25 protein-coding genes are annotated in these 24,481 nt (G+C 59.2%); 18 read left to right on the forward strand and 7 right to left on the reverse strand.

What is annotated here, in order from left to right:
• The first annotated feature begins 110 nt into the window (after window positions 1-110).
• From VJU77_13070 to VJU77_13095, 6 genes are read left to right on the forward strand one after another with little or no spacing between them, the layout of a single operon-like run.
• Window positions 111-572: a DUF6428 family protein gene (locus tag VJU77_13070; GenBank protein ID HKP04277.1), complete on the forward strand. Its 462-nt coding sequence runs from the start codon at window positions 111-113 to the stop codon at window positions 570-572.
• A gap of 1 nt (window position 573) precedes the next feature.
• Window positions 574-948, forward strand: a complete 375-nt coding sequence (locus tag VJU77_13075) for a metalloregulator ArsR/SmtB family transcription factor (GenBank protein ID HKP04278.1) — start codon at window positions 574-576, stop codon at window positions 946-948.
• Complete coding sequence (locus VJU77_13080; GenBank protein HKP04279.1) at window positions 945-1,394, forward strand: arsenate reductase ArsC; 450 nt, start codon at window positions 945-947, stop codon at window positions 1,392-1,394. The genes VJU77_13075 and VJU77_13080 overlap by 4 nt, the downstream gene beginning before the upstream one ends.
• Window positions 1,391-2,080, forward strand: a complete 690-nt coding sequence (locus VJU77_13085) for an aquaporin (protein HKP04280.1) — start codon at window positions 1,391-1,393, stop codon at window positions 2,078-2,080. The genes VJU77_13080 and VJU77_13085 overlap by 4 nt, the downstream gene beginning before the upstream one ends.
• A gap of 41 nt (window positions 2,081-2,121) precedes the next feature.
• Entirely contained in the window at window positions 2,122-2,313 is a 192-nt protein-coding gene (locus VJU77_13090; GenBank protein HKP04281.1) for a hypothetical protein, read from the forward strand.
• Window positions 2,289-2,594, forward strand: a complete 306-nt coding sequence (locus VJU77_13095; protein HKP04282.1) for a GDCCVxC domain-containing (seleno)protein — start codon at window positions 2,289-2,291, stop codon at window positions 2,592-2,594. The genes VJU77_13090 and VJU77_13095 overlap by 25 nt, the downstream gene beginning before the upstream one ends.
• Window positions 2,595-2,660: 66 nt before the next feature.
• On the opposite strand, the gene VJU77_13100 is transcribed toward VJU77_13095, so the two are convergent.
• A complete protein-coding gene (locus VJU77_13100; GenBank protein ID HKP04283.1) occupies window positions 2,661-3,734 on the reverse strand; it encodes an NAD(P)H-dependent oxidoreductase in 1,074 nt (357 codons plus the stop codon).
• 40 nt (window positions 3,735-3,774) lie between these two features.
• Between VJU77_13100 and VJU77_13105 the strand changes: the two genes are divergently transcribed.
• The 3 genes from VJU77_13105 to arsS are packed head-to-tail and all read left to right on the forward strand — an operon-like array spanning window position 3,775 to window position 6,334.
• The gene (locus tag VJU77_13105; GenBank protein ID HKP04284.1) at window positions 3,775-4,515 is read left to right on the forward strand and encodes a TIGR04283 family arsenosugar biosynthesis glycosyltransferase; all 741 of its coding nucleotides are present in this window, start codon (window positions 3,775-3,777) and stop codon (window positions 4,513-4,515) included.
• Window positions 4,512-5,372 (forward strand): sterol desaturase family protein, encoded by an 861-nt coding sequence (locus tag VJU77_13110; protein HKP04285.1) that lies wholly within the window; start codon window positions 4,512-4,514, stop codon window positions 5,370-5,372. The genes VJU77_13105 and VJU77_13110 overlap by 4 nt, the downstream gene beginning before the upstream one ends.
• Entirely contained in the window at window positions 5,372-6,334 is a 963-nt protein-coding gene (gene arsS / locus VJU77_13115) for an arsenosugar biosynthesis radical SAM (seleno)protein ArsS (GenBank protein ID HKP04286.1), read from the forward strand. The genes VJU77_13110 and arsS overlap by 1 nt, the downstream gene beginning before the upstream one ends.
• Before the next feature lie 79 nt (window positions 6,335-6,413).
• Here arsS and VJU77_13120 read toward each other — a convergent pair whose 3' ends face one another.
• Window positions 6,414-9,431: a two-component regulator propeller domain-containing protein gene (locus VJU77_13120; protein HKP04287.1), complete on the reverse strand. Its 3,018-nt coding sequence runs from the start codon at window positions 9,429-9,431 to the stop codon at window positions 6,414-6,416.
• A 532-nt stretch (window positions 9,432-9,963) separates the two neighbouring features.
• Here VJU77_13120 and VJU77_13125 point away from each other — a divergent pair.
• The 9 genes from VJU77_13125 (at window position 9,964) to VJU77_13165 (ending at window position 19,746) form a co-directional block, all read left to right on the forward strand.
• On the forward strand, window positions 9,964-10,410 hold the full coding sequence (locus VJU77_13125; GenBank protein ID HKP04288.1) for a DUF5069 domain-containing protein: 447 nt from the start codon (window positions 9,964-9,966) through the stop codon (window positions 10,408-10,410).
• A gap of 116 nt (window positions 10,411-10,526) precedes the next feature.
• On the forward strand, window positions 10,527-11,021 hold the full coding sequence (locus VJU77_13130; GenBank protein HKP04289.1) for an AraC family transcriptional regulator: 495 nt from the start codon (window positions 10,527-10,529) through the stop codon (window positions 11,019-11,021).
• 71 nt (window positions 11,022-11,092) lie between these two features.
• The gene (locus VJU77_13135; GenBank protein ID HKP04290.1) at window positions 11,093-11,932 is read left to right on the forward strand and encodes a cytochrome c3 family protein; all 840 of its coding nucleotides are present in this window, start codon (window positions 11,093-11,095) and stop codon (window positions 11,930-11,932) included.
• A gap of 1 nt (window position 11,933) precedes the next feature.
• Complete coding sequence (locus tag VJU77_13140) at window positions 11,934-14,141, forward strand: hypothetical protein (protein HKP04291.1); 2,208 nt, start codon at window positions 11,934-11,936, stop codon at window positions 14,139-14,141.
• 52 nt (window positions 14,142-14,193) lie between these two features.
• Entirely contained in the window at window positions 14,194-14,766 is a 573-nt protein-coding gene (locus tag VJU77_13145; protein HKP04292.1) for a hypothetical protein, read from the forward strand.
• 2 nt (window positions 14,767-14,768) lie between these two features.
• Window positions 14,769-15,923, forward strand: coding sequence for a cytochrome c biogenesis protein ResB (locus VJU77_13150; GenBank protein ID HKP04293.1), 1,155 nt, complete (start codon window positions 14,769-14,771; stop codon window positions 15,921-15,923).
• Window positions 15,920-17,824: a cytochrome c biogenesis protein CcsA gene (ccsA, locus tag VJU77_13155; GenBank protein ID HKP04294.1), complete on the forward strand. Its 1,905-nt coding sequence runs from the start codon at window positions 15,920-15,922 to the stop codon at window positions 17,822-17,824. The genes VJU77_13150 and ccsA overlap by 4 nt, the downstream gene beginning before the upstream one ends.
• Before the next feature lie 110 nt (window positions 17,825-17,934).
• On the forward strand, window positions 17,935-18,246 hold the full coding sequence (locus VJU77_13160; protein HKP04295.1) for a cytochrome c: 312 nt from the start codon (window positions 17,935-17,937) through the stop codon (window positions 18,244-18,246).
• Window positions 18,247-18,267: 21 nt separating this feature from the next.
• On the forward strand, window positions 18,268-19,746 hold the full coding sequence (locus tag VJU77_13165; GenBank protein HKP04296.1) for a NapC/NirT family cytochrome c: 1,479 nt from the start codon (window positions 18,268-18,270) through the stop codon (window positions 19,744-19,746).
• A gap of 371 nt (window positions 19,747-20,117) precedes the next feature.
• Here the strand turns inward: VJU77_13165 and VJU77_13170 are convergent, their stop codons facing one another.
• The 5 genes from VJU77_13170 to VJU77_13190 form a co-directional block, all read right to left on the reverse strand.
• The gene (locus VJU77_13170) at window positions 20,118-21,080 is read right to left on the reverse strand and encodes a helix-turn-helix domain-containing protein (protein ID HKP04297.1); all 963 of its coding nucleotides are present in this window, start codon (window positions 21,078-21,080) and stop codon (window positions 20,118-20,120) included.
• The gene (locus VJU77_13175) at window positions 21,077-21,565 is read right to left on the reverse strand and encodes a cyclic nucleotide-binding domain-containing protein (GenBank protein HKP04298.1); all 489 of its coding nucleotides are present in this window, start codon (window positions 21,563-21,565) and stop codon (window positions 21,077-21,079) included. Before VJU77_13175 ends, VJU77_13170 begins: the two co-directional genes overlap by 4 nt.
• A gap of 7 nt (window positions 21,566-21,572) precedes the next feature.
• Window positions 21,573-22,082, reverse strand: a complete 510-nt coding sequence (locus VJU77_13180) for a universal stress protein (protein HKP04299.1) — start codon at window positions 22,080-22,082, stop codon at window positions 21,573-21,575.
• A gap of 392 nt (window positions 22,083-22,474) precedes the next feature.
• A complete protein-coding gene (locus VJU77_13185; protein HKP04300.1) occupies window positions 22,475-23,590 on the reverse strand; it encodes a response regulator in 1,116 nt (371 codons plus the stop codon).
• Between the two features lie 245 nt (window positions 23,591-23,835).
• Entirely contained in the window at window positions 23,836-24,234 is a 399-nt protein-coding gene (locus tag VJU77_13190) for a cupin domain-containing protein (GenBank protein ID HKP04301.1), read from the reverse strand.
• Window positions 24,235-24,481 lie beyond the last annotated feature (247 nt).

Consider the following 24,481-nt stretch of genomic DNA (forward strand, 5'->3'; position numbering starts at 1 on the left):
TTGGGATTAGGCGGGATGATGCCACACCGGCCATCGATGGAAATCCTCAACCTCTTCAATTCCCCGCAGCTTGCTTGACTATATTCCTGTATCGGAATATAGATCGGGCTATGAAACTGGCCGCCCTTCGCGAAATCCTTGGACGACATCCAAAAAATTTCCTCCGCTTTTTGTTGCCAGACGGGGACGCTATCCCGCTTCACGCACACGTCACCGAAGTCGGACACGTCGTGAAAAGCTACATCGATTGCGGCGGGCTCACGGGCCGGTCCGAGTCAGTGGTTCTTCAAACGCACGTGGGGGAGGATGTCGATCATCGATTGCGCGCGGATCGGTTCGCAAAAATTCTCCAGCTCGGCAAACGCGTCCTGCCGCACGACCGGCTGGAAGTGGAGGTGGAATACGACTGCTGCGTCGTGGCGCAATATCCGGTGTTGGCAGTCGAGCCCGCCGGTGAGTATCTCGACGTCACGCTCGGCAAGCGCCGCACCCGATGCCTCGCCCAGGAGCGTAAAAAGGCCATCTCCAATGAGAATTGCTGCGCTCCGGCGACAGCCACTTGCTGCGCCTGACATGGACCTCGTCCAAATCTACCAATGCTTCTGCGACCGGACGCGGTTGCGGATTCTGCATCTCTTGCGCCAGTCGCCGCTGTGCGTCTGTCATTTCCAGGAAATCCTCGATGAACCGCAGGTGAAGATCTCGAAGCACCTCGCCTATTTGCGCGAGCGCGGCATGGTCGTGGCCGAGCGCGACCAGAACTGGATGATTTATTCCTTGCCGAAAACCCCGGCGCCTGAGCTGGAGGCGAATCTCAAATGCCTTCAGGATTGTGTGCAGACCGACAAAGTATTTGCGCGCGACCTGAAGAACCTCACCGCTCTGAAAAAGGAGTGCTGCGAGCCGAGATCTCTCTTCCAATCTGCCAGCGCCGCCCGCTCTCCATGAAACAAAAAATTCTCTTTATCTGTGTCCACAACAGCGCTCGCAGCCAGATGGCCGAAGCGTGGCTCAATCATCTTTGCGGCGAATTCTTCACGGCTGAGAGCGCGGGGCTTGAAGCCGGCACGATCAATCCGCTGGTCATCGAGGCGATGCAGGAAGCCAAAATCGATCTTTCCGGCAAGCGGACCCAGGAGGTTTTTGAGGTATGGAAGTCAGGCAGGATATTTCAATACGTGGTGACTGTTTGCAGCGAAGCGGAAGCCGAGGGCTGTCCGATCTTCCCCGGAATCACCACCCGCCTGCACTGGCCATTTCCTGATCCTTCCAAACTCACGGGCACCGACGCGGAAAAGTTGGCCGCGATCAGAAAAATTCGGGACGAGATTCGCTCGAAGATTGAAGTCTGGTGCGAAGAGAAGTGTCCGAAGGCTCTGGCCCCCGCGCCATGACAGAAGCGGGGCTATTGAAGAAATGTGCGGCCGAAGCGATCGGCACGTTCGCCCTGGTTTTCGCCGGCACCGGCGCAATCATCATAAATCAGGTATCGGACGGCGCGATTACGCACGTCGGCATCGCACTCACTTTCGGCCTGGTGGTCCTCGCGATGATCTACACGCTGGGCGACATTTCCGGGGCGCACATTAACCCGGCCGTGACGCTCGGTTTTTGGTTCGCCCGTCGATTGCCCGGCCGAACCGTGCCGCCTTATGTCGCCAGCCAAGGCGCCGGCGCATTGGTTGCCAGCGGCCTGATGCGTGTTCTTTTTCCAGCGAGCGCGCTGCTCGGCGCCACCCGGCCAGCGGGCGCGGAATGGCAGTCGTTCATTCTCGAGGTCCTTCTCGCGGCCCTGTTGATGTTTGTCATCCTTGGCGTTTCCACTGGCGCGCGGGAGAAGGGAATTACGGCGGGGATTGTGGTTGGTTCCGTGATCGCTCTGGAAGCAATGTTCGCCGGCCCCATTTCCGGCGCATCGATGAATCCTGCTCGCTCGCTTGGTCCCGCGGTTGTTTCGGGGCAGCTTACGTCTCTCTGGATTTATCTTCTCGCTCCGGTGATCGGCGCCGCCATTGGCGTGGCGGGTTGCTGTTGTGTTCGCGAGCCAGGCTGCTGCGCCCGCGTTGCCCCAACCGAGTAGTGGAGATTTGAGATTTCGCGGGATGGCCCTAGGTTCGATCCATGAAACGTTTGTTCCTTGGCGCAGCCGCAGCCACTCTTCTGGTGGCTTCCGCATTTGGAGCCAAACTCGTCTGTAAAGATACCGGCAAAGAATCCGCAGCGAAATGCTGCTGCACGGTCAAAGCCGGAAAGTTCGTGTGCTCGTTTAGCAAAAAGACACACGACAAATGCTGCTGCGAAGCAAAATCATAACGCCGCAATTATTGACAAGGCAAGAAGAGGGCCGCCTGGTTCTCCGTTCGGTCATCACCTGTCCACATTGCGGTCACCGCGCGGAGGAAGAGATGCCGACGAATGCCTGTTTGTTCTTCTATGATTGCCTCGCCTGTCACGCGCGGTTGAAGCCGAAAGCGGGAGACTGCTGCGTTTTTTGTAGCTACGGCTCCGTCCTTTGTCCGCCGGCCGGGATGAGTCAGGTGGGATGTTCAAGTCCAGGCCGGAGTTTCAAAACAGCGACAATCGACGGGGCATAGTTTCAAAAGAATCGCTGTTTTGCTCCGGTAGCCACTGACGGCACTGGTTGGAGGAGAAACCGTAAATTACTCGCGCAGCTTTTCGCCCTCGCTCTTGGCGGGGCTGATGGTCACGTCCTGATTCAAACCAAGTTTCTGTTGTTCCTCGGGTGACGATCCTTCGGGTGGTTTGCCCACGCGCATTCGGACGTCGCGCCAGGCAAGTTTCACGTCGCGCAGGAAATGGCCGGGCGCTTTGTAGCCGAAGGCGCGGTATTTGCCTGGCTCGACCTTGCCTTTCCGGCGAACGAAGGCGGCGAAGCGGTCCGTCCAGGCGTCCAGTTCCTCAAGGGCCGTGTCGTGCCGTGGCAAATCTTCCGCCTGGTTTTCGCTGTACTTTTCGCCTTTGCCGAACTCGACGTAACTCCACAACTCCTCCGGTACTTCGACCCCGCCGTAGCGGCATTGCCAGACGAGAGGCGCATAGCTTTCGCGGTCGTTCTCGAACGGCTCCTTTTCCGGATCGAAGTAATGTTTGTGCGCGTGCTTCAGCACTTTGGGCCGGCCTTCACTGTCCAGCTCGTCGCCGCCGCCATCGCCATAACAAAAAAAGCCGGCAGTGCGGCCTTCGAGATGGTTCAGGCTCATCGCCTGCCACTCCGGCGTCCGCTCGAGCTGCATGGCGAGCTCGGGGTTCTTGTGCTCGATCGTTTCTTCCCGCGGGTTGCCGCCGTTCATGCAAACAAGCCGGTCGAACATCAGCTTCAAACTGCTGGTAGGCGCGTACCAATTGATCGGGCCCAGGATCGCCCAGGCGTCTGCCAGATCGAGCCGCGCATACAAATCGAGCTCCCACATGAGGTCGGGCTCTTTCCTGCTCCCTTTCTCGTAACAATTGCAGGGCCAGACGCAGAGTGCCATGGAAGTCGAGACACAGGCGTTGCAGCTCTGGATGCGGGCCCGGCCGTAAACGTTGCCGAGATCTTCGTAATCGATCTCCCATTCCTGCGGCAATCGCTCCGCCATTCGCAACATCAGGGTCCGCGCCTTCGAATCGACCCCCGGACAGTTGTATTGCCGCCGGTTCGAGCCGCTGATGATGAGGATCCGGAAGGGCCGTTCGCTTACTGGCAAATGACCATTTTCGTCATTAGGCTTCATGAATCTGATTCGCAAACCGCAGGCGAATCCGATGTAAACAATGGGCGAGCCCTCTCTTTCCATCATCCTGCCGGTCCTGAACGAGGCCCGGTTGCTTGGAGATTTCCTGCGTCACGTGCGCAACGTCGCGCCCGACGCCGAAATCATCGTGGCCGACGGCGGCAGCACGGATGAATCGGCGACCATCGCCCGATCGCTCGCGGACGTTGTGGTGACGACCGCCGCCGGTCGCGGCCTGCAAATGAATGCTGGCGCGGCGTTCGCGCGTGGTGAGGTCCTCTGGTTTGTCCACGCGGATCTGCAATTGCCCACGAACGCGCCCGGAGAGATCGAGAATGCACTGCGTGATCCGCTCGTGGTGGGCGGTTGTTTTCGACTGCGTTTTCCGCGGCGGCCGATGATCTATCGGGTCAGCGACTCGTTAGGTAACCTGGGCGTGGATGTCTTTGGTTTCGCGCTCGGAGACCACGCCATCTTTTGTCGGCGTCAGGGTTTTGAAAAGACCGGCGGTTATCGTGATCTGCCGATCCTGGAAGACGCGGAGCTTTACCTCGCGCTGCGCCGCCTCGGCCGCATGAAGCAACTGCGCCCGTTCGTCCATTGCAGCCCGCGCGCGTATGAGCGTTACGGTCCGTATCGAACAACGGCATCCTACTTTCTCATTCTTCTCCTTTATGTGCTCGGGGTCCCGATCGCCCGCTTGCATGTGATCTACCGGTGGTTGCGCCGGGAAAGAGTTGCGGGACAGGAGGCGACGTTCGCGCCGGCGCCGCAGCGATGAAGCCCATCCCACTCCTGGATTATGGCGGCACGTCGCTCTTCGTGGCGCTGTTTGCCCTTCTGTTTTGGCTGCAAATGCGCGATTCCTTGCGACGCCCGCGCTATTCCGCTTTCGCGCGCGCGTTGCGCAACCTCGCCTTCTCCGCTCCGGGATTTGCCATTTTCCGGCTGGCGATGATTCCGATCCCGCTCGCCGTTGCCGCCTGGGCCGAGCAGCGGGGCGTCGGGTTATTCCATTGGTTGCATCTTCCGCCCTGGGCGGCCGGCATCCTCGGGTTTTTCGTCATGGATTGGGCCTATTACTGGTGGCATTACGCCAATCATCTCGTGCCGTTCTTCTGGCGTTTTCACAACGTGCATCACACCGATCTCGACCTCGACGTTAGCACCGCGGCGCGCTTCCACTTCGGCGAGATTATCCTTTCGGTGCCGTTTCGCGTTCTCGTCGTTGGGCTCTTCGGCATTCCGTTTTTCGCGCTTCTCATCTTCGAAATCGTGTTTGAATCAGCGACCCTGTTTCACCATTCGAACTGGCGTCTCCCGCTCGGACTGGAACGCCTGCTCAACCAGGTGATTGTGACCCCGCGCATGCACGGCATCCATCATTCCATCGTGCAGCGCGAGACCAACTCGAACTGGGGCACGATTTTCTGCTGGTGGGATAAGCTGCATCGCACCCTGCGCCGGGACATCGCGCAGAATGAAATCACAATTGGCGTCGCCGCCTATCGCGATGAACGTGAGCTCGCGCTCGTGAAGCTGTGGGCGTTGCCCTTTCGCAAACAGCGCGACTGGCGATTGCCGGATGGCAATATCCCGGCGCGCGAACCGCGCAACCTGAGAGAGCTCCAACCCTGATGAACGGCGGGCAGAACTTTGCGCAAACCCTGGCCGATCACTCAATGGTCCTGCGGCGCGCCCGGACCGACGTGCTCCAGGTCAACGTGGGCAAGCTTTGCAACCTCACCTGCGTGCACTGCCACGTAAACGCCGGTCCGAAGCGGAAGGAAATCATGACGCGTGAGACGATCGACCGGGTAATCGATTGGCTGGCGAAGACAGACATTCCGAAGGTGGACATCACCGGCGGCGCCCCGGAGATGGTGCCCGGCTTCCGCTATCTCGTTGAGCGCGTAAAGGCGCTCGATCGACACGTAATGGATCGGTGCAACCTCACGATCCTGCTCGAGCCAGGCTACGAAGGTCTGGCGGCGTTCCTCGCGCATCATGAAGTAGAAGTGATCGCTTCGATGCCCTGCTATTCCGCAGCCAACGTCAATGCGCAGCGCGGTGAAGGGGTATTTGAGGCGAGCATCAAAGCGCTCCAGCTCTTGAACTCGCTCGGCTACGGCGCCGAGCCCGGGCTGCCGCTTCACCTCGTCTACAATCCGAACGGTGCGTTCCTGCCCGGCCCGCAGGCTGAGCTCGAAGCCGATTACAAGCGGGAGTTGAAGGAGCATTTCGGCATCGTGTTCAACAATCTCTACACGATCACCAATCTGCCTATCGCGCGTTTCGCTTCCTACCTGAGGAATAACAATCTCTTTGTCGATTACCTGCTGTTACTGAAGGAGGCGTTCAATCCCGCCACCGTGGAAGGGTTGATGTGCCGGAATACTCTCAGCGTGGGCTGGACCGGCCAGGTGTTCGATTGCGACTTTAACCAGATGCTCAACATGCAGTGGGACGAGGGCGGGCGGGGCCTGTATCTGTGGGACATTGATCCTGCGGCAATCGAGAACCGCCCGATCCTGGTCGGAGACCATTGTTTCGGCTGCACCGCCGGAGCTGGATCCAGCTGCGGCGGCGCACTGGTTTGAAGCGAGACCCCGGTCTGGGCGACAGCGACACGAGACGTTTCCTATTTACCGCGTTCCCGGCATCTATTTTTTGGACGAATCACTGGATATTGTAAGCCTCGACCAAACCAACACCCGTGGTGCTTCCTTTGCCCGCGACAATGGCAGTGTAAGCACCCGGCGGGAGCGACTGAAACAAAGCCGCCTCGCGATCGTCAGTCGGCGCCAGCCCTGCCGCCACGATCTCAGGTTGGCTCGCCTCCCGCCAGTTGTCGTTCGTTCCCAGCATATTCCCGTTGCTGTCGTAGAGCGAGAGCATGGGATCCTGGAGAGCGTTCGCGATCCCGAAACTGCTGAGCGAAGGACCCATCGCGCGGACCACGATCCCGGTCTGGTCCGTGGCGCTCCCTCCAACCATGAACCCTCCGATCATCACCTGATCGCCGGTCTTGACAAAGGCACGCGTGCTTAGATTGGCCAGTTTCGAGTTAACACTTTGATTGAGATCGTAGACTTCCACCAACGCGACGCCTGAGGTGTTGCCATTGCCGCGCACGATCGCCGTATACGCCCCGGGAGAGAGCGTGGCCAGGATGGCCGACTCAAGATCATGAGTTGGCGGAATACCCGTGGCCTGGATTTCGGCCCACTGGGTTTGTTTCCAATCATTGTTCGTTATCGTGGCGAACGCGCCGGGGCCATGCAATTCCAGCACAGGATCAGGCACCGCATGGGGCACCCCGAAACCTGTCAGCGAAGGCCCGATCCCTCGGATGAGTACATTTTTTGGAGTGGTCCCCGTAATGATGAATCCACCGATGCCAACGTTATCCCCGGTCTGAATTAGCATTCGGGTCGAAAGGTTGATGGCCTTGGATCCTGGATTTGGGCTGGGGCTCGGGCTCGCGCTGGGGCTCGGGCTCGGGCTCGCGCTGGGACTCGGGCTCGCGCTGGGACTTGGGCTCGCGCTGGGACTTGGGCTCGCGCTGGGGCTTGGGCTCGCGCTGGGACTTGGGCTGGGCGTTGGCTGGCCGATCATGATCTGCACCACGCCTTCGCTTCCGTCGGTCGCCCAGAGATTTCCGTTCCCGTCGAATTCGACGCTCACGACCTGCCAATGGATCAACGGCGAGTTGTCGGGGGTGTAATGAGTCCAGACCATTCCGTTGAACGTGCTCACGCCTCCGGTGTAAGGCCACACACTTGGCTGATTGTTGGCGATTGCGATCATTCCGTCACTCGGCCGGCGCGCAATCCCATTCACATTCCTGCCGGGCATGCCGGTATTGCTCTGGTTGTAGACTGTCCAGGTGCTGCCGTTAACATGCACCAAGCCTTCCGTGGTCCCGATCCAAATGCCTCCGCTGGGATCCGCCTTTAGATCGAGAATGTAATCACTCGGCAGTTGCGAATTGCTCGTGTAGTACTCGGTAAAGTTAACGTTGTCGCCGGGGGCAAATTTTCGCAGCCCGAAATTCGACCCAACCCAAAGGTTATTGGCCGTATCGACGGTCATCGCGTTCACATAATTGATGTCGTAGGTCCAGCCCGGATCGAGCAGGACGCGCGTCCAGCTGTTTCCATTTAGCCAGAATACGCCCGAACCGCCCGTTCCGACCCAGGTAGTCCCTTGCCGTTTGACGATTCTGTTAATCCCCGACGTGTCGAGGTTCGAGTTTTGCCAGTTCCAAAATTTTGTGAATCCCCCACTGGCGGAATCCCAGTAGCCAACGCCATTGCCACCCATCCAGAACATGCCGTTGTCATCTTCCAGAACGGAGTACATCGGCTCGTTTTCCATCCAGGGATACGGTTCGGAGTTATCATTGTGCCTGCTCCAATTTCGCCAATGAGTCGCTGCCTCAGGCGCTCCGTTGCTGCCGAGCATTCGTGAGAGGCCGCCGCCATTGGATCCCGCGAACCACATATTACCGCTGCTATCCCGGGTGATCCTATCGATGAAATAATCGGGCAGACCGCTGTTGTAGGTGTTCATGCGCGTGAGCAACTGACCCGCGGCGTTGTAATGCCGAACGGTACCGAGCATCGCAGTGCTGCCATAATTGTTGACCCAAATGTCGCCGTTAGGCCGGCCAATCACGTTGCGGGGTAGGTGTTCGGCCGCGGCGAAAAGGTTTGGGACGTCGTTAATCATCTTATAAATTTTTCCGAACCACATGGAGACATAAACCACCCCGTCGCGGTCTTTTCCGATCCCGGTTACGGTGACGTCGCCGTCGATCTGCGGCCAGTATTGCCAAGACGAGCCATTCCATTTCCACAGGCCCTCTCCGTTTATTCCGCTCCCGGCGGCCCAGACGTTGCCTTGCGAATCCTGCATGAGGTTATCCAGTTCGCGGGGTTCCGCCTCGTGCAGCACCCAGGAGGTGCCGTCAAATTCGATGATGCCGCCGGTGTCCTTCATCGAAGCAAAAACGTGATCATTATTCCCGACCGTGATCTCCAGCGGCTGGTGACCCGTGCTGACTGACGTCCATTGACCGGTCGCGGGGTTTAGTTTGAACAGGAAGCTGAAGGCGTAATTCAGGCTGGCGTTGGCGACCCAGAGGTTGCCCTGGCTGTCCATCGCGATAGACCGAACTTCTCCCACGACGAGCGGCGAATTGGCCGGGGTATAGGTGAACCATCGATCGGCGGGATTTTGGGCGTTGGGGCGAAATCGGGTGAGCCCGCCTTCGCTGCCGAACCACATTGTCCCGTCGCTGCTAAAGGCGAGGCCCTTGATGTAAAGGGAGGGGATCGGATTGCCATGAACGCTCGACCAGACCTTCCACGCCCCAGTGTCGAATCCGCCCCCGGGTAGTGGTTGATAGTCGAGTTGATCGGCCGAAAGCATCGCCACCGCCGCTTCCTGCCAATAGACCCAGCGCCCGGCGATCCAAAGATTGCCGGCGGGATCGAACCCCATCACGCGCACTTCATCGCAAGGCACGCCGGTCGTGCTTGGCTTAACGATGTTAAATTGCGGCTGCTGCGCGAATGCCGATGCGATCAGGATGCCGGAAATCACTAACACAAGGAGGCCAACCCGTTTTTGCCCGGCGGGTGCATTGTTCCTCGCTCTTTGCTGATCTGAACCGAAACCTTGCGTTTTCATGTGATAATTCTCGGTCGCTGCCCCGGCGACGGCTCGGCATCAATTGGGAAACGGTGTGCGTTCCTTGCGCATCAGGGCGGCGATTTGCTGGCTACCGGGGCGCTTCTTTGGATCGGCAAAGTGAATCCGAAAATCCGGATCGTCGAACCGGACAAATTCGAAGGGCGTAATGCCGGATCGGTGATTTTGGTCGGTTTGTTGCGCCAACGGCGCTGAACAATTCAAGCCTGGGGCAACGCCCCATGACACCTCGTCCGCGTGAAACCCAAAGCGCTGAAGGCGCGGTTCATAGATCGGAGGGAGCGGATCGGAATCGCGCCTTCAGCGCTCGCGTGGGTGGAATTGCCCTGGTCCCTGGGGCGTTGCCCCAGGCTAGGAGTGATCGTCGCGCCTTTGGTGCTCTGGGGATCGCCGGTCCCGGCTACAGCTCACCGAGATGGCATTGCAGGAGTTTCTGCAACTCGATTGGCTGCGTCACCGTGAAGGTCCGCGAATCATTTGATCGGCGGACCGTCCCAATCAATGCTGTCCGATGAAGACGCCCTGCAGCGATTACGTAGCGACCGGAGGCATATTTTTCTTTGCTCGAATGCTGGATAAGCTCCGCCTGAAGGAGCAGGGCCTCCTTCCTGCCGACTACAACTATCCTGGTTGTCCCGTGCACGACTGCTTCGATGGCTACTTCTGCCGTTTCTTCGGCATCGATGTTCCGCAATTAGTCGAGTGTGTGCGCGGGGGCGGGACGAATGACGAAATCCTCGCCTGGTGCTTCGAAAACTTTGGCCGGCCCGACGAAGACAAGATCAAGTTCTGGAATAACTTTGTCGTGAAACGCGGTTGGCGCGACGACAGCACCGGCGAGCTGCAAGAGGTAAAGAGAGCGAGCGGCTTCGGGGATCGGGCTGATATCCAAACGTGGGTCGATTACCACGACGCCGATGAAGGCCGGGTGCCGCGAACGAACGAGAGCTTTGTCTGACCAGCGCGCTCCTGGTCCGCTGCGCCGGCGGAATCCTGGATAGCCCTAAGGTCCAATAGCGGGACGCCCCCGTTTTTCAGATTCTGGGCCGGTTCCAACCTGAAGACATTTCGCCGATGACAAACCTCAAGCTCCCGGTCCGCGATCTTCCAAACGGCGCCGGCAAGATAGAGCCAGCCTTTGCCAAGGAACGACGAGCCTCAATTTCCCTCCTGGAGTCTCTTACTCCAGGAGAGAAAATGAAAAACGGAAATCACCATTCCAATGGCGTCGAACCAGTCAGGATCTGGAAGGCGCGCAATTTTATTCGCGACCATTGCGGCGAAGAGTTGTCGTTAGGCGCGGTGGCCCGGGCGGCGAACACCAGCCCAAATTATTTCAGCGAAAAATTCAAGGAAGCGACTGGAATGAATTTTGTGCACTACGTGGCGCGGACCCGTTTCGAGAAAGCGGCGGCGCTCTTGCGCGAACGCAATCTCCGGGTGAGCGAAATCGCTTTCGCGACCGGCTTCCAATCCCTTTCGCAATTCAACCGGGTCTTCCGGAAGTTCGCGGGCAAATCGCCCACGGAATATCGTGCCAAGCTCCGGAATGGAGCGAAGCGGAGTTGATGCTGACCGGATAAATTTTGCCGGTAAAAATGCGTAGCCACTCGCCCGTGGTTTCTGTAAAAATTTGGGCCGTGCGACTCGCGAGGCTCACTCGTTGGTTCATCGGTAAGCGCGAAAAGCTCTGGTGGGTGGTCGGCGGCAGCGCGGCGCTCACTCTCATTCTTCTTTCCTGCAGCAGCATGGAGTCGGGCCACGCGATTGTGGCGCCGCCGAGTATTCCGGGCGCGGAATTCGTCGGGTCGGACGAGTGCGCCACCTGTCACGACACGATCGTGCGGGATTTCCGGACCGCGAGCCATGCGCGCCTGAAAGCGCAGGGCGACAACGCCAAGAGCATGGGGTGCGAATCGTGCCACGGCCCCGGAAGTCTCCACGTCAAGGGTGGGGGAGACCGGAGCAAGATTGTGAATCCGCGGAAATCGCCGACGACCTGTTTCCAGTGCCACACCGATGTCCGTTCCTCATTTGATTTGCCGCATCATCACCCTGTCCTCGAAGGCAAGGTGAGCTGCACGGATTGCCATAACCCGCACAAGGGCGACGCCATCAAAGGCGGCGGAACCAACATGCCGCAAAGCGTGAAGGGCGGAAGCATCGCGATGCTGGGCCCGAACGGAGCCTGCCTGCAATGTCATACCTCCCAGCGGGGGCCCTATGTCTTCGAACACGAAGCGATCCGGGAGGGATGCATTACCTGCCATTCGCCGCACGGCTCGGTGAACCAGAAACTGCTCACCCAGCGGAGCGCGAATCTCTGCCTCAAGTGCCACTTCCAGCAGCAGACCAGCGACGGCAAGATTCTCATCGCCGACAACGATCATACGAGCAGGATCCAACAAGGCACCTGCTGGTCGGCTGGTTGCCACGAAGCGGTCCACGGTTCGCAGGTGAACCAGCATTTCCGCTACTAAAATGAAACGCTCACTCCTCATCGCCGGCGTTTGGGCGCTGAGCGCATTCGTTTCTGCGCTGCCGGTGTCGGCCGGCGAAACCAAGGTGGATGAGAACGGCACCACCACGGCGGAGGAAGAAAGCTCCGCCACCAACTGGGTCGAGCTGACCATTGGCGGGCTCAGTATCAAAGGCGATGACGCGCAGTTTAAACAGCAGCAACGTCTTTCGGGCGATGTCTTCGGCGGAATCTCGGACCTGCATTACGAGACCACGATGGACAAAGGCACGCTGACCGTTGACGGGCACGCGTTCTTTGGACTTCACGACTACGATGTGACGGTGGGCTTCACCCAGACCGACGTCGGCTATGTCCGCGCCGGTTACACCGAGTTTCGGACCTGGTATGACGGCAATGGCGGTTTCTTCCCGGGCAACGGTTTGTGGTTCCCGCCGACGAGCCCCGAGGATCGCCTCGATCGCGGCGAGGCCTGGATTGAGCTCGGGTTGCGGATCCCGAAATGGCCGGAGATCACCTTCCATTACTCGCATATCTTTCGCGACGGCCGGAAGGATTCGACGATCTGGGGTGATTCCAACCTGACCGGTCTAACGAGTAATTCCGGCCGCAAGATCGCTCCCGCCTTTCGCGACATTGACGAGAGCCGCCACGTCTTCTCGCTCGATATCAACCACACGATCGGCAACACGGACCTCGGAGCCGGCATGCGTTACGAGCACAGCGAGCAGAACGACCGTCTGCAATTGTGGCGGGGCGCGGGCCAGCTGCCGCCGGTCGTCGCGCCGCCCGGCGCCCAGCGCTTCATTACGCAGCGCGACCAGAACGACGCGGATTCCTTCAACGGCCATTTCACCGTGGAGACCCGGCTGAGCGATACGCTCCTGGCCACCGCCGCCTATTCCTACACGTCCCTTGACGCGGACATTTCCGGGACGCGCATCATCGGCAGCGACTACGACTCGATGTACGGGGATCCAATCCTGACCCTGCAATCAAACGATCACGGCACGTTGAACCTGGCCGGCATGTCCGAGAGTCGTGAGCACATCGGCAATTTCAATCTGATGTGGATCCCGATTAAGAATCTCAGCCTCCTGGCCGGATTCCGTTACACGCACCAGGACAAGGACATGTTCGCGACTTTCCTCGACACCAACACCACGGCAAACGTCGCGCCATTTTCCCCGACAAATCCCATGGGCGGTTTCCACAACATCCCGAACCCGACTCCACGGGAGAGCGACAGCACGAACGAATTCGATAATCTCGGGGAAACGTTCGAGATGCGCTACACCGGCCTCGACAATTGGGCCTTCTACCTCCGCGGCGACTGGAACGAAGAATGGGGCAACATCCATGAGCATGAAGCTTCCAACGGCGTGGACGGGGGAATCGAAAACAAGGACACCGAGTTGTTCTACCAGAAATACATCATCGGCCTTAACTGGTATCCCCTGGCGGAGCTGAATTTCGCCGCCCAGTATTATCATAAGAATACCGACTACGAGAACACCTTCCTCTCGGAAGGAGGGCTGCCCCCGATCGAGACCTCGGAGAAAAACCAGCGGCTCCGCCACCAGGAATGGGACACGGATGATTTCAATATCCGCCTGACCTGGCGACCAAAGGTTCCGCAGGCGGCCGGCACCGTCTCGCTCGTGACGCGCTACGATTACGTCAAAACGAACCTCGATAGCCAGTGGGCCGTCTCGACGACGGGCGCCGGCCCGGTGTTTGATGAGCTGCGGACCGGCATCATCACCCAGCACATCGTGAGTGAAAGCATAACCTGGAACCCGACGGCCCGGCTCTATTTCCAGGGCAGTTTCTCCTACGTGAAGGACGAGACCGACACGCCGGCCGACATCATTCTCACCGGCAACACGCTGCCGAGCATTGTCGACTCACAGAACGATTATTGGACTGCCAATGCCGCGATGGGGTTTGCCCTGGATGGGAAGACCGATTTCCACGCCGAGTATTCTTATTATCGCGCCGACAATTACGAAGGGACTTCGATCGTCGGGATGCCCTACGGGGCAGGGGCGACCCAGCACACAGTTGGGGCGAGCATTAGCCGGGAAATTATGCGAAACGTCCGGGTGAAATTGCAGTATGGTTATTACCATTACCGTGACGAAACATCCGGCGGGCATAACGACTACGAAGCGCACACCATCTTCTCGAGTTTGCTCTTCCGCTTCTAGGCGTCGGCCAAATCCGGTGCGAGCGGTGGCAATCCGAGGAACAATTCTGTTCGTGGCGCTAGCGGCCGCGCTCTTTTCGGCCTGCGACCGGGACGATCAACAGATAAAAGTCTATCGCGTTTCCAAGGCGCCCCTGGAATCAACTCCCCCTCCGCTCGACGCGACCATGCCGACAAATGCTTCCTCGCCCGCCGCCGATGCCATGGCGCCGCCGCCGAGTTCCGACAAGCCGCAGATCCAATGGGACGTTCCCGCGGAGTGGTCTTCCGCGCCGGCGTCCGCGATGCGTTACGCCAGTTTCGCCGCGGAGAAGAATGGCGAGAAGGTGGATATTTCTGTCGTCACCTTTCCCGGCGACGGCGGGAGCGACGCGGATAACGTCAACCGCTGGCGGCAACAGATCGGCCTGGGCCCGCTGGCTTCCGTCGATCCGATTATCGTTCCGGTTCACGCCGGAGATCTCCATATTTCCACGGTCGATATGGCCGGCGCGTCCGCCCGGGTCCTGGCGGCGTGGACCCGGCACGATGGCCGGAGCTGGTTTTTCAAGTTGACCGGGCCGTCCGCCCTGGTCGAAGAGCAGAAGCCTAAGTTCGCGGCGTTCCTCCAATCGATTCGCTTCTGACCATGCTGCGCAAGTTCGTTGCCCTCATCCCTTCCCTGAAGCTGACCATTGCCTGCCTGGCCGCGGCCATGGCCCTCATCTTCGCCGGCACGATCGCGCAGGTGCACCTCGGTATTTGGGAAGCGCAGCAGCGTTACTTCCAAAGCCTCTTCGTCTGGTGGCCGGCGGAAGGCCGCGGTTTTCGCATTCCGATTTTTCCCGGCGGCCATTTAATTGGCGGGGTGCTGCTGGTCAACCTGATCGCGGCGCACGCCAAGCGTTTTCAATGGAACTGGCGCAAGCTCGGCATTCATCTCACCCACGCCGGGCTCATCATCATGCTCGCGGGAGGCTTGTTCACGGACCTGTTCGCGGTCGAGAGCCATATGCGGCTGAACTGGGGGGACACCAAAAATTACTCGGAAGATTCTCGCCGAATGGAGCTGGCCGTCATCGACACCAGCGACGCCGAGCTCGACCAGGTGACTGCGATTCCCGAAGCGTTGCTGCGTCGGGGCGGAACCATCGAACACAAGAGCCTGCCCTTCCGGATCGCGGTCCGGAATTTCTTTCAAAACTCGCGTTTAAAGATGGCGAGTGAAGCAGGGGAAGGCCGGAAGCCGATCGCGAATCGAGGGCCGGGCGCGCAGGTCGTGGTCGAGCCGGCTCCGCGCGCGACCGGCGTAAACGACCGCGATCTCGTCACCGCGGTGATTGAAATTCTCGGGCCGGAGGGTTCGCTGGGAACGTGGCTGGTCTCCGATGCTCTCGGCGCGCCGCAAACATTTACGGCTGGCGGAAAGACCTGGCAGATCGCGATGCGGCCGGCGCGTTATTACAAACCATATAGCGTGACACTCCAGAAATTTACCCACGAGCGTTATGTCGGAACCGAAATTCCAAAAAACTTCGCGAGCACGGTGACGTTGATCGATCCGGAGCGGGATGTGAATCGAAACGTCCTGATTTATATGAATCACCCGCTCCGCTATCGCGGTGAGACCTACTACCAGGCTGGATTCGAGCGGGACGATCGCACTACGATTCTGCAGGTTGTGCGTAATCCCAGCTTTCTCGCGCCTTATCTCGCCTGCATCATCGTGGGGATCGGTCTGCTCGTGCAATTCGGATCGCACCTGATCGGCTTCTCGCGACGCCGCCGCGCCCTTGCCACATGAAACGACATTTTCCATGGCTCGTTTTGGCTTTCGCGGCCCTCTGGGTCGTGACGAGCTGGTGGCCGACGAAAACAACCGGCAATCAGCCGGACCTCGTGGCCTTTGGGAAAATTCCGGTGCTCGTGGGCGGCCGCGTTAAGCCGATCGACACCGTGGCGCGCAATTCGTTGCTCATCATTCACGGGAAACAGACACTCCAGCTAACGAACGGCCAAACGATCACGGCGATGGAATGGCTCGCCGACCTTCTTTTCAAGCCGGCGGTAGCGGATGAGTATCCGCTTTTTGTTATCCAGAACGCCGAGGTCCTCGGCCTGTTCGGCTGGGAACAAAGCGACCGGAAATATTTCAGCTTCGTGGAGCTCTCGCCATTTTTCCGCCAGATCGACGAACAGGGCCAGCAATCCGAGAAGCTCGAGTCGGTCCAGCGCTCAGCCTATCAAAGCGCCGTCATGAATCTGCGGAACGCGCTCATCCTTTTCCAGAAGTTAAAGAACAGTCTGCGCCCGGAAGACGCGCATGATTTTTCCAAGGAGCTCGCCGCTTACACCGCCGCCATTTCTCCCGCGGCGGAGGCCGCGCGGCAGCGGGAGATGGGAGAAAATTTCGACAAGTCGAAGCTCGAAGCGGTGGCGGCATTCATGGAGCGCTACGAAACCCTTTCGAACATGGCCTATATCCTCACCGTTCCCTCCCCGGAGGGCCCGCAGTGGCAATCCGTCGGTGCCGTTCTCTCCCTGGCCCCGGCGACTGGTGAAATCCATCCAGTCGTGCAGACGTATGCCCAGATCGGCGACGCCTATCACGCCGGCGATCAAGCCGCGTTCAATCAGCGTGTCGCCGCGCTTCGGGACTGGTTTGCGAAAGATCAGGCCACGGCAACCAAGCGGTCCTCTTTCGAGTTTCTCTTCAACCACGTCGATCCGTTCACCCACAGCATGTATCTCTACGTGCTCGCGTTTCTCCTGGCCTGCGGGTCGTGGCTCGGTTGGAACCGCCCGCTGAATCGCGCCGCGTTTTATCTCCTCCTTCTCTCGCTCGCGGTCCACACCTTCGGGCTGATTTCGCGGATGTATCTCCAGGAACGCCCACCCGTCACGAACCTCTATTCGTCCGCCATTTTCATCGGTTGGGGCGCGGTCATCGTCTCGCTGATTCTCGAACGCATTTTCCGTGACGGAATCGGCGCGGCCTGCGCGGGGGCGATCGGATTCATCACTCTTATCATTGCGCATCACCTGGCGGGTAGCGGCGACACCCTCGAAATGTTGCAGGCCGTCCTCGACACCAACATCTGGCTCGCCACCCACGTGGTCGCGATCACCACCGGTTATTCCGCCATGTTCCTCGCCGGCATGCTGGCCATGATTTACATCGTCCGGGGTGTGTTCACTTCTTCTCTCAAAAAGCAGACCGCCGATTCCCTCGCTCGAATGACCTACGGCGTCGTTTGTTTCGCCACTCTCTTCAGCTTCGTCGGCACCGTCCTCGGCGGGATCTGGGCCGACCAATCCTGGGGCCGCTTCTGGGGCTGGGACCCAAAGGAGAACGGCGCGGTCCTGATCGTTCTCTGGTGCGCGATCATTTTGCACGCCCGCTGGGGTGGATTCGTCCGCGCGCGCGGGCTGATGATCATGGCCATCTTCGGCAATATAGTGACCAGTTTCTCCTGGTTCGGCGTCAACATGCTCGGCGTCGGCCTGCATTCCTACGGATTCATGGAAAAGGCGTTCCCGTGGCTCTGTGGCTTTATCGCCAGCCAGCTCGCGCTGATGGTTGCCGCCGCGATGCCCCTCGAGCGCTGGCGCAGTTTTCGCGTTGTTCCGGATGGGCCGCGCCGGAAACGCGCTCGAGACCAATTCGTGTCTCCGGAGCTGGCCATCGAAACAACGAACGACTAATTCCGAGCGGCGGTCTCTGGCGTCGGAAGAATTGCGCAGTCTTTTGGTTTGCCCCGCAGGCGGTTTTCATTCCAGAATGAACTGACAGCATTAACCAAGGGGACCTAACGATGAGAACATTGAGTAAGACTGCTTTGTTAATCGCGTCCATGTCGCTTTGCGCGAGCATGGCGTTCGGAGCCGACGCAAAGGCCAACTGGAGCCAGCATTGCGCTTCCTGCCACGGCGCAAACGGCAACGGCGCCACCACCATGGGAAAAAAGCTCGGGGTGAAGGATTACACCAAGGAGCAAGGGTTCAGCGATGCTGACGCCATGAAGGCGATCATGAGTGGCAGCGGCAAGATGAAAGGCTTCAAGGACAAACTGTCCGAGGCTGACGCGAAGGCGCTCGTCGCCTACGTGCGTGGCCTGAAGAAATAATCTTCAAAAGAGCCTGCGTGAATGGCGGACGCTGAAGAACCTCGTCGTTCTTTTACCCGGCATTTTCACAACTGGACCAGCTATTGCGGGCTGTTGCTCGCGGCGAGCGCGACGTTCGCGTTCCTGTTTCTCTTCGCCGTCGATCTGTTCGCGGTGCGCTCGAGCCCCTACGTCGGCATTCTCGCTTACGTCGTCGCACCGTTCTTTTTCATTCTCGGATCGATTGTCGCCTTGTTCGGTGCGCTCCTGGCCAGACGGCAAGAACGGCTGGCTCGACAAGGCCCGCTCAAGATTCATATCGACTTCGCCCGGCCACGGGATCGCCGGATGCTGTTGCTCTTCTCCGGCGGCGCGGTGGTGTTTCTCTTCCTCACTGCGCTTGGCAGTTACGAGACCTACCATTACACGGAGTCGGTCGAGTTTTGCGGCAAGGCCTGCCACGTTCCGATGCAGCCGGAATGGGTCGCCTCGCAGCATGGTATCCACGCCAATGTCGAGTGCGTCGATTGCCACGTCGGACCGGGCGCGGCGGCCTTTTTCAAGACAAAGCTGAACGGGGTGAAGCAGCTTTATCACTGGACCCTGGGCGATTTCCCCCGGCCGATCTTCGTGAGCGAAGCCAACCCGCGACCCCCCCAGATGATCTGCGAACAGTGCCACTGGCCGCAACGTTACGTCGGCAACATCGTTCGGAGTTATCCTCATTACCTCTCGGATGAGCAGAACACTCCGTTCACCGTCCGTATGCTCCTGAACGTCGGCGGCAACGATCCGGCCAGCGGCCCCGCGGAAGGAATCCATTGGCACATGAACATCGCCAACAAGATCGAGTACATCGCCACGGATAAGACGCTCGAAACAATTCCCTGGGTCCGCCTGACGAACAAGCAGGGCGTGGTGACCGAATATCGGACGGCAGAGTTCACCGATGATCCCGCCAAACATAAAGTCCAGCGCATGGATTGCCTGGACTGCCATACTCGCCCGGCACACCAATTCCAGGCGCCAAACGACGCCGTGGATCTCGCGCTGAGCACCGGCAACCTCAATTCAAAAACGCCGTGGGTGAAATCCAAGGTCGTTGCCGCCCTGGTGAAACCCTACAACACCTCCAGGGAGGCCGACGACGGCATTACCGCATCCCTCCGCGAAGCCTATCCGGACGCGGCTGTCTCCGAGCCCATCATCCGCACGGCGAAAGCGATCTATCACCAGAATTTCTTTCCCGAGATGAAGACGGATTGGCGAACCCATCCCGACAATATTGGCCACAAGAACTGGAACGGCTGTTTCCGCTGTCACGACGGCAAACACATGGCGGGGGACGGGAAGACTTCGATCAGCGCCAACGACTGCCGCTCGTGTCACCTGATCCTGGCCCAAGGCGCGGGCGAGCAGCTCGATCAAATCAACTTTAAAGGACACAACTTCTTTCACATCGATTCCGATTACTCCGATTTCTCCTGCGCCGAGTGTCACACCGGCGGCATCCAGAAATAATTTGCCAGCCCGCGGCGACGCCTGACGGAAGCCAGCCTGTTTCCGCTCGCTGATCGAAGCGATCGCGAACTCCGCAATTTCTGCGCATCAAATGACAATTACGGCGCAGTAAGCTCGCCCGGCTCAGGCTCCAATTTGCTTTATGAAAGCAATTGCGCCTTTGTTCGCAGCTGAGACAGCCGACTCGGCTTCGCTCGTTACCAAATCGGCAGAAGGTTTCGTGCGTGCCGGTAACGTTGATTCCGCGTCCCACAATTCAAAATCGTGCAGCTGCGATGTGTGGGGTCATCCTCATCCCGCTGAACAAAAATCCGGATCCGGCAAATGCAGTGGTAACTGCCAGACCTGCGCTGCCCGTTAAGCCCGGACCGTCAGGCTGCCCGGGGTTTTCGCTGGCCGCTGTGCAGTCGGGCGCGGAATTCCGTGGGGGATTGACCGAAGACGCGTTTGAACATCCGGTTGAACTGGGTCAGCGACTGGAACCCGACGTCGTAGGCGACTTCGCTGATCCGGCGGCTTGGGTTGGCCAGTTGATTCTTCGCGTCCTCCAGGCGGACCCGGGCAACGTAATCCGTGAACTTTAGTCCGGTCGTTTTCTTGAAGACTTTGCAGAAGTGAAAGACGCTCGCGCCGGAGGCCTGGGCGACCGCGGCAAGGGAGAGCGGTTCCATTTTGTGGCGCTCGATGTATTCGCGCGCTTTTTGCACGAGCGGCGGCTCGGCGTTCTGCTGCTCCAGGACGATCTGATTGATCAAGGCTGAGAGTTGTTCGGCGAAGAAGGTCAGCAACCGCACGATCGCGCTGTATTTGTCCTTCGGGATGATCGGCGTCATTTTCCAGGCTTTGCGAATGGTGCCGGCAAAGGGAACTCCACACTCCTTGAGCCTGGAGGCGGCGCGCTCCTTGTCGCTTTTGATCGCCGAACGTCGGAGAACCTGGCCGATCCGGAGAAAGCCGATTGTCTTTTCGCCCAACCGGACCGGCACCGCTGTCTCAGTGAGGCCGAACGGGCAGGTTTCGGTGCAGGGCCTGGCCCCGGCGTGCTGGACGATCTCGGCGTGCGATTGCAGACACACGGCGAGTGTGGCCGGCTTTTCCGCGAGCAACGCGCAGAAGCGGTTCTCGTTCGTTTTTTGATGATGTTCGAGCTGCCAGTATTCGAGGGGCCGCAACGCGAGGGGCAGCCCGGTCGCCTTGGTAAAAACGTTTTCGTAATCCCGAAACAAACGAGACCTCAGCAATGTCTCGACCAGTTGCTTGCTCGCCATCGTGCCGTCCGCGGCCTTCGTTTCCGGCATGCCGCCGATGTTCTCGCTGTCGGGATAAAGTGTCAACGTGCTTCGACCAACGGCCGCTCCGGAGACAGCATTCTCGTTCGGGCCATCTCCAATCGTTTCACCATCATCGCGGTCATCCGCTTGAAGAGCTCATAGCCGAGAGAATGATTCCGTTCGCAGTAATCACGAAGGATGGTGCCGTAAAAGAAAATCGCGACCGTCGGCTCGATCGCACGCGCTGTGAAATGCCACGCGTAGGGCGGAAACATCCACGACCAGCCGAGCAACTCGCCCGCATGGACGGTCTCGATCTCGACCGTTCCAGCCGGCGCACCCGTCGATTCCAGGGCAACCCGGCCGCTTTCGATAAGGTAAAACCGATTGGCATTTTCGCCTTCCTGGAAAATGATTTGCCCCGGCTCGAACCGGACCACCATGGCGCAGTCGGCCAGGAGCGCCAGGTCCTTCCGATTCATGCCGGCGAGAAAAGGGTGCAACGCCACCCGGGGAGCGATTGGTTCGGTGTCAGTGTGTCTTTTCATGGAGTGATCAGGAGAGCTCGTGTTCTTTTTCGCGCACCACCAGCACCGGGCAGGGCGCGGCGCGAACGACGCGTTCGGCGGTGCTGCCGATGCAAAAATGCTTCCAGCCGGTGTAACCGTGGGTCGCGATCACGATGAGGTCGACGTCCGCTTCCTTGGCTGCTTCCACGATTTCGTGGGCCGGAACGCCGGTCCGGATTGTCCAGTCTGGTCGCCCGGAATTTTTTGTGCGTTCAGCAGCAGTCAGCGCGCGCAGGTTCTTTTCGGCCTGGGTAAAATTGATTTCTGGAAAGGGGATCACGCCAGGCATGGCGGCGAAACGGACAGACGGCAGGGGCTCGACGACGTGAAGCAGGGTGAGCTTGGCCCCGAACTCTTCCGCGCAGCGCATCGCATATCTGAAACCGTTTTCGGAGGCGGGGGAAAAATCGAGCGGCGCCAGGATTTTCTTGAATCGCAGAGTCGGGGTCGTGATTTCTTTTCGAACTTCGTGTCCCGATAAAGTCGTCGTTGTCATGCGACCATCTTGCCGCCGGGACGGGCGCTTTGCTGCGCCGGGCTTGGGAAAACTTGGGCGTTTCTTGTTCCCGACGTCACTTGTTCGTGGTTCGCAATTTTTGCCCAACCAAAGCCAACCCGCGGTGAGCCTCCCGGCCGCCCGGAAGAGAGACTCTTCCTGGGAAAGGAGATCAAAATATGGATTACCTGGTTGTGCTTATTACGATGTTGATGATTGCCGGTTACGCCTGCCTTGTTGGGCGCGCCTTGAGCGAAACGAAATAGCAATGTTTCGCGTCACTCTCGACCAGGCCGAGAACACGCTGACGATTTCTTATCGCGGGCATGTCTCGAGGGTAATGGGTTGCCTGTCCCCCCGAAAGAGCGTGGCGCTGTCAGCTTCGACCGGGCTCAGGGCTTGGCGAGCGACAGGACGCGGGTGATGGCGCTCACTACCTGTGGGATCTCGACGGGTTTGACGAACGATTCGGCGAACCCGGCGTTGCGATAGCGTTCCTGGTCGCGGCTGGTTCCGAACCCGGAAACAGCGATGCCTACCACGCCGAGCGGCGCCAGGCGTTGCATCAGTTCGCAGCCATCCCCGTCGGGCAACGCGATGTCGGAGATGAGGAAATCACCGCGCCGCGCCGCCGCCGCGGCTTCGGAGACGGAGCTGGCTTCCTGGACCTCGAATCCTTGCCGGCGCAAGGACCGGGCAAAAATTCGCAGGGTGTCGAGATGATCTTCCACTAACAGGAGCCGCGGACGAGCGAGGTCCGCCGCCGGCAGCTCGAGATCGGCGGATGGTGGCGGGGTGCCTGGAATCTCCAGACGCTCGATGAGGGCGCTCACGAGCCGGGCTTCCTTTTGGACATTGGTCCGAAGCACCTGGAGACAGTCCTTGATCTCAGTATCGGCCGAGGAGGCGAGCCGGTGTTCGAGCTCGGTCAACGAAGCGAGAAGCGGCGCCAGCGGCGTGCGCAACTCGTGGCTCACAGCGGCCAGGAGTTTATCCTTCTCTTCAGCGCGCGCTTCGGCCCGGATGACGTCCTTCTGGAGGTGGAGCCACTCGGCTTTAGTGGGAATGGTGAGGATGCGCGGGACGAGCGCCTGGAGGATGAGCAGGGTGGCGACGGCGAGCAACGCGCTCCCGAGATGAGTGAGCACGAGTGTCCAGATGGCGATGGGCCCGTGGAACCAGATGTTGAGCAGTCCGAGGAACGCGGACGCGCCGGAAAGAAAGAGAAACCCCGCGAGGCAAAGAACAACCCAGCCAAAGGGAACGTCGGAGCGTTCCCGGACGATGCGGAAAAGAAGAAATGGCATGGCACAGAAAGCGGCGGCCACGGAAAGGCTGGAGGCGAGGCTGAGCCAGGTGAGGAACTGCGGCGGGGTGTAGGCGCGCGATTTGTGGAGGAGCACCGCGAAGATCTCGGCGCCGTAAACGGTGAAGAAATAGACGGCGATGGAAAAGAGGACGAGAAAGATCGCGTAGCGCCGGACGACTCTTTTCAGTTCGGGTTCCATGAGGAAGCGGCCCGGGGCGGAGTGTAGCACTGCTGCCGCTCTCGGCAAGCGGCAGCAGAAATCCCAAATCCCAGGGAAAGCGAAAATCTCAAGACGGGAGGAAACTCGAATATCGAAATTCGAATTCGAAACAACGGTGTGAAACAGAGAAGGACGAAATCTCGAAACGGCGACGCTGCGAAATTGATCTATTGGAACTTGGAATTTATTTGGAGCTTGGGTTTTGGACCTTGGAAATTCCGCCATCAGGCGGCGGAGTATTGCTCGTCGGTAACCTGCTCCATCCACTCGACAAGTTTCTCGTCGAGCGACTCCTGAATCGCGATATGCGTCATCGCGGTGTCGGGGGATGCGCCGTGCCAGTGTTTTTCATTGGGCGCAAACCAAACCACGTCGCCGGGCCGGATTTCCTCAATCGGTCCGCCTTCGCACTGGGCTCGGCCGAAGCCGCTGGTCACGATCAACGTTTGGCCCAGGGGGTGGGTATGCCACGCCGTTCGGGCCCCCGGCTCGAACGTCACCCTCGCGCCGGCGACGCGAGCCGGTGCCGGCGCCGAAAACAACGGATCAATTCGAACTTTCCCGGTAAACCAGTCGTCCGGTCCCTGTCGGGAGGATTGCGAACCAACTCTTTTGATCTCCATATGGGATTCCTTTCGTTTCGTCACTGCCTTCGCCCGGAGGGCGAACGCAGCTGCGCTTCCGACTCTTGAGAAATGTGCGGGGAGAAAGCATCGCTGAATGCAGATGGCTGCATACTCGGTTCCTTTTGGTTCTAGGGCAATTCGCAGGTAACCGTTACGCTTCCGGGACCAATCTCATTTGAGTTTTCTTTTTGCCCGCCGTGCTCAGAACGCTGGTCTTCAGGGGCCTGATCGACTGCGGTTTCAT

The organism is Chthoniobacterales bacterium (assembly GCA_035274845.1).
GTDB lineage: Bacteria > Verrucomicrobiota > Verrucomicrobiia > Chthoniobacterales > UBA10450 > AV80.

Bases quoted from the DNA above. Each gene is read 5' to 3' on its own strand.
- VJU77_13070 (HKP04277.1), top strand. From the start codon at position 111: ATGAAACTGGCCGCCCTTCGCGAAATCCTTGGACGACATCCAAAAAAT.
- VJU77_13075 (HKP04278.1), top strand. From the start codon at position 574: ATGGACCTCGTCCAAATCTACCAATGCTTCTGCGACCGGACGCGGTTG.
- VJU77_13080 (HKP04279.1), top strand. From the start codon at position 945: ATGAAACAAAAAATTCTCTTTATCTGTGTCCACAACAGCGCTCGCAGC.
- VJU77_13085 (HKP04280.1), top strand. From the start codon at position 1,391: ATGACAGAAGCGGGGCTATTGAAGAAATGTGCGGCCGAAGCGATCGGC.
- VJU77_13090 (HKP04281.1), top strand. From the start codon at position 2,122: ATGAAACGTTTGTTCCTTGGCGCAGCCGCAGCCACTCTTCTGGTGGCT.
- VJU77_13095 (HKP04282.1), top strand. From the start codon at position 2,289: ATGCTGCTGCGAAGCAAAATCATAACGCCGCAATTATTGACAAGGCAA.
- VJU77_13100 (HKP04283.1), bottom strand. From the start codon at position 3,734: ATGAAGCCTAATGACGAAAATGGTCATTTGCCAGTAAGCGAACGGCCC.
- VJU77_13105 (HKP04284.1), top strand. From the start codon at position 3,775: ATGGGCGAGCCCTCTCTTTCCATCATCCTGCCGGTCCTGAACGAGGCC.
- VJU77_13110 (HKP04285.1), top strand. From the start codon at position 4,512: ATGAAGCCCATCCCACTCCTGGATTATGGCGGCACGTCGCTCTTCGTG.
- arsS (HKP04286.1), top strand. From the start codon at position 5,372: ATGAACGGCGGGCAGAACTTTGCGCAAACCCTGGCCGATCACTCAATG.
- VJU77_13120 (HKP04287.1), bottom strand. From the start codon at position 9,431: ATGAAAACGCAAGGTTTCGGTTCAGATCAGCAAAGAGCGAGGAACAAT.
- VJU77_13125 (HKP04288.1), top strand. From the start codon at position 9,964: ATGAAGACGCCCTGCAGCGATTACGTAGCGACCGGAGGCATATTTTTC.
- VJU77_13130 (HKP04289.1), top strand. From the start codon at position 10,527: ATGACAAACCTCAAGCTCCCGGTCCGCGATCTTCCAAACGGCGCCGGC.
- VJU77_13140 (HKP04291.1), top strand. From the start codon at position 11,934: ATGAAACGCTCACTCCTCATCGCCGGCGTTTGGGCGCTGAGCGCATTC.
- VJU77_13150 (HKP04293.1), top strand. From the start codon at position 14,769: ATGCTGCGCAAGTTCGTTGCCCTCATCCCTTCCCTGAAGCTGACCATT.
- ccsA (HKP04294.1), top strand. From the start codon at position 15,920: ATGAAACGACATTTTCCATGGCTCGTTTTGGCTTTCGCGGCCCTCTGG.
- VJU77_13160 (HKP04295.1), top strand. From the start codon at position 17,935: ATGAGAACATTGAGTAAGACTGCTTTGTTAATCGCGTCCATGTCGCTT.
- VJU77_13165 (HKP04296.1), top strand. From the start codon at position 18,268: ATGGCGGACGCTGAAGAACCTCGTCGTTCTTTTACCCGGCATTTTCAC.
- VJU77_13175 (HKP04298.1), bottom strand. From the start codon at position 21,565: ATGAAAAGACACACTGACACCGAACCAATCGCTCCCCGGGTGGCGTTG.
- VJU77_13180 (HKP04299.1), bottom strand. From the start codon at position 22,082: ATGACAACGACGACTTTATCGGGACACGAAGTTCGAAAAGAAATCACG.
- VJU77_13185 (HKP04300.1), bottom strand. From the start codon at position 23,590: ATGGAACCCGAACTGAAAAGAGTCGTCCGGCGCTACGCGATCTTTCTC.
- VJU77_13190 (HKP04301.1), bottom strand. From the start codon at position 24,234: ATGGAGATCAAAAGAGTTGGTTCGCAATCCTCCCGACAGGGACCGGAC.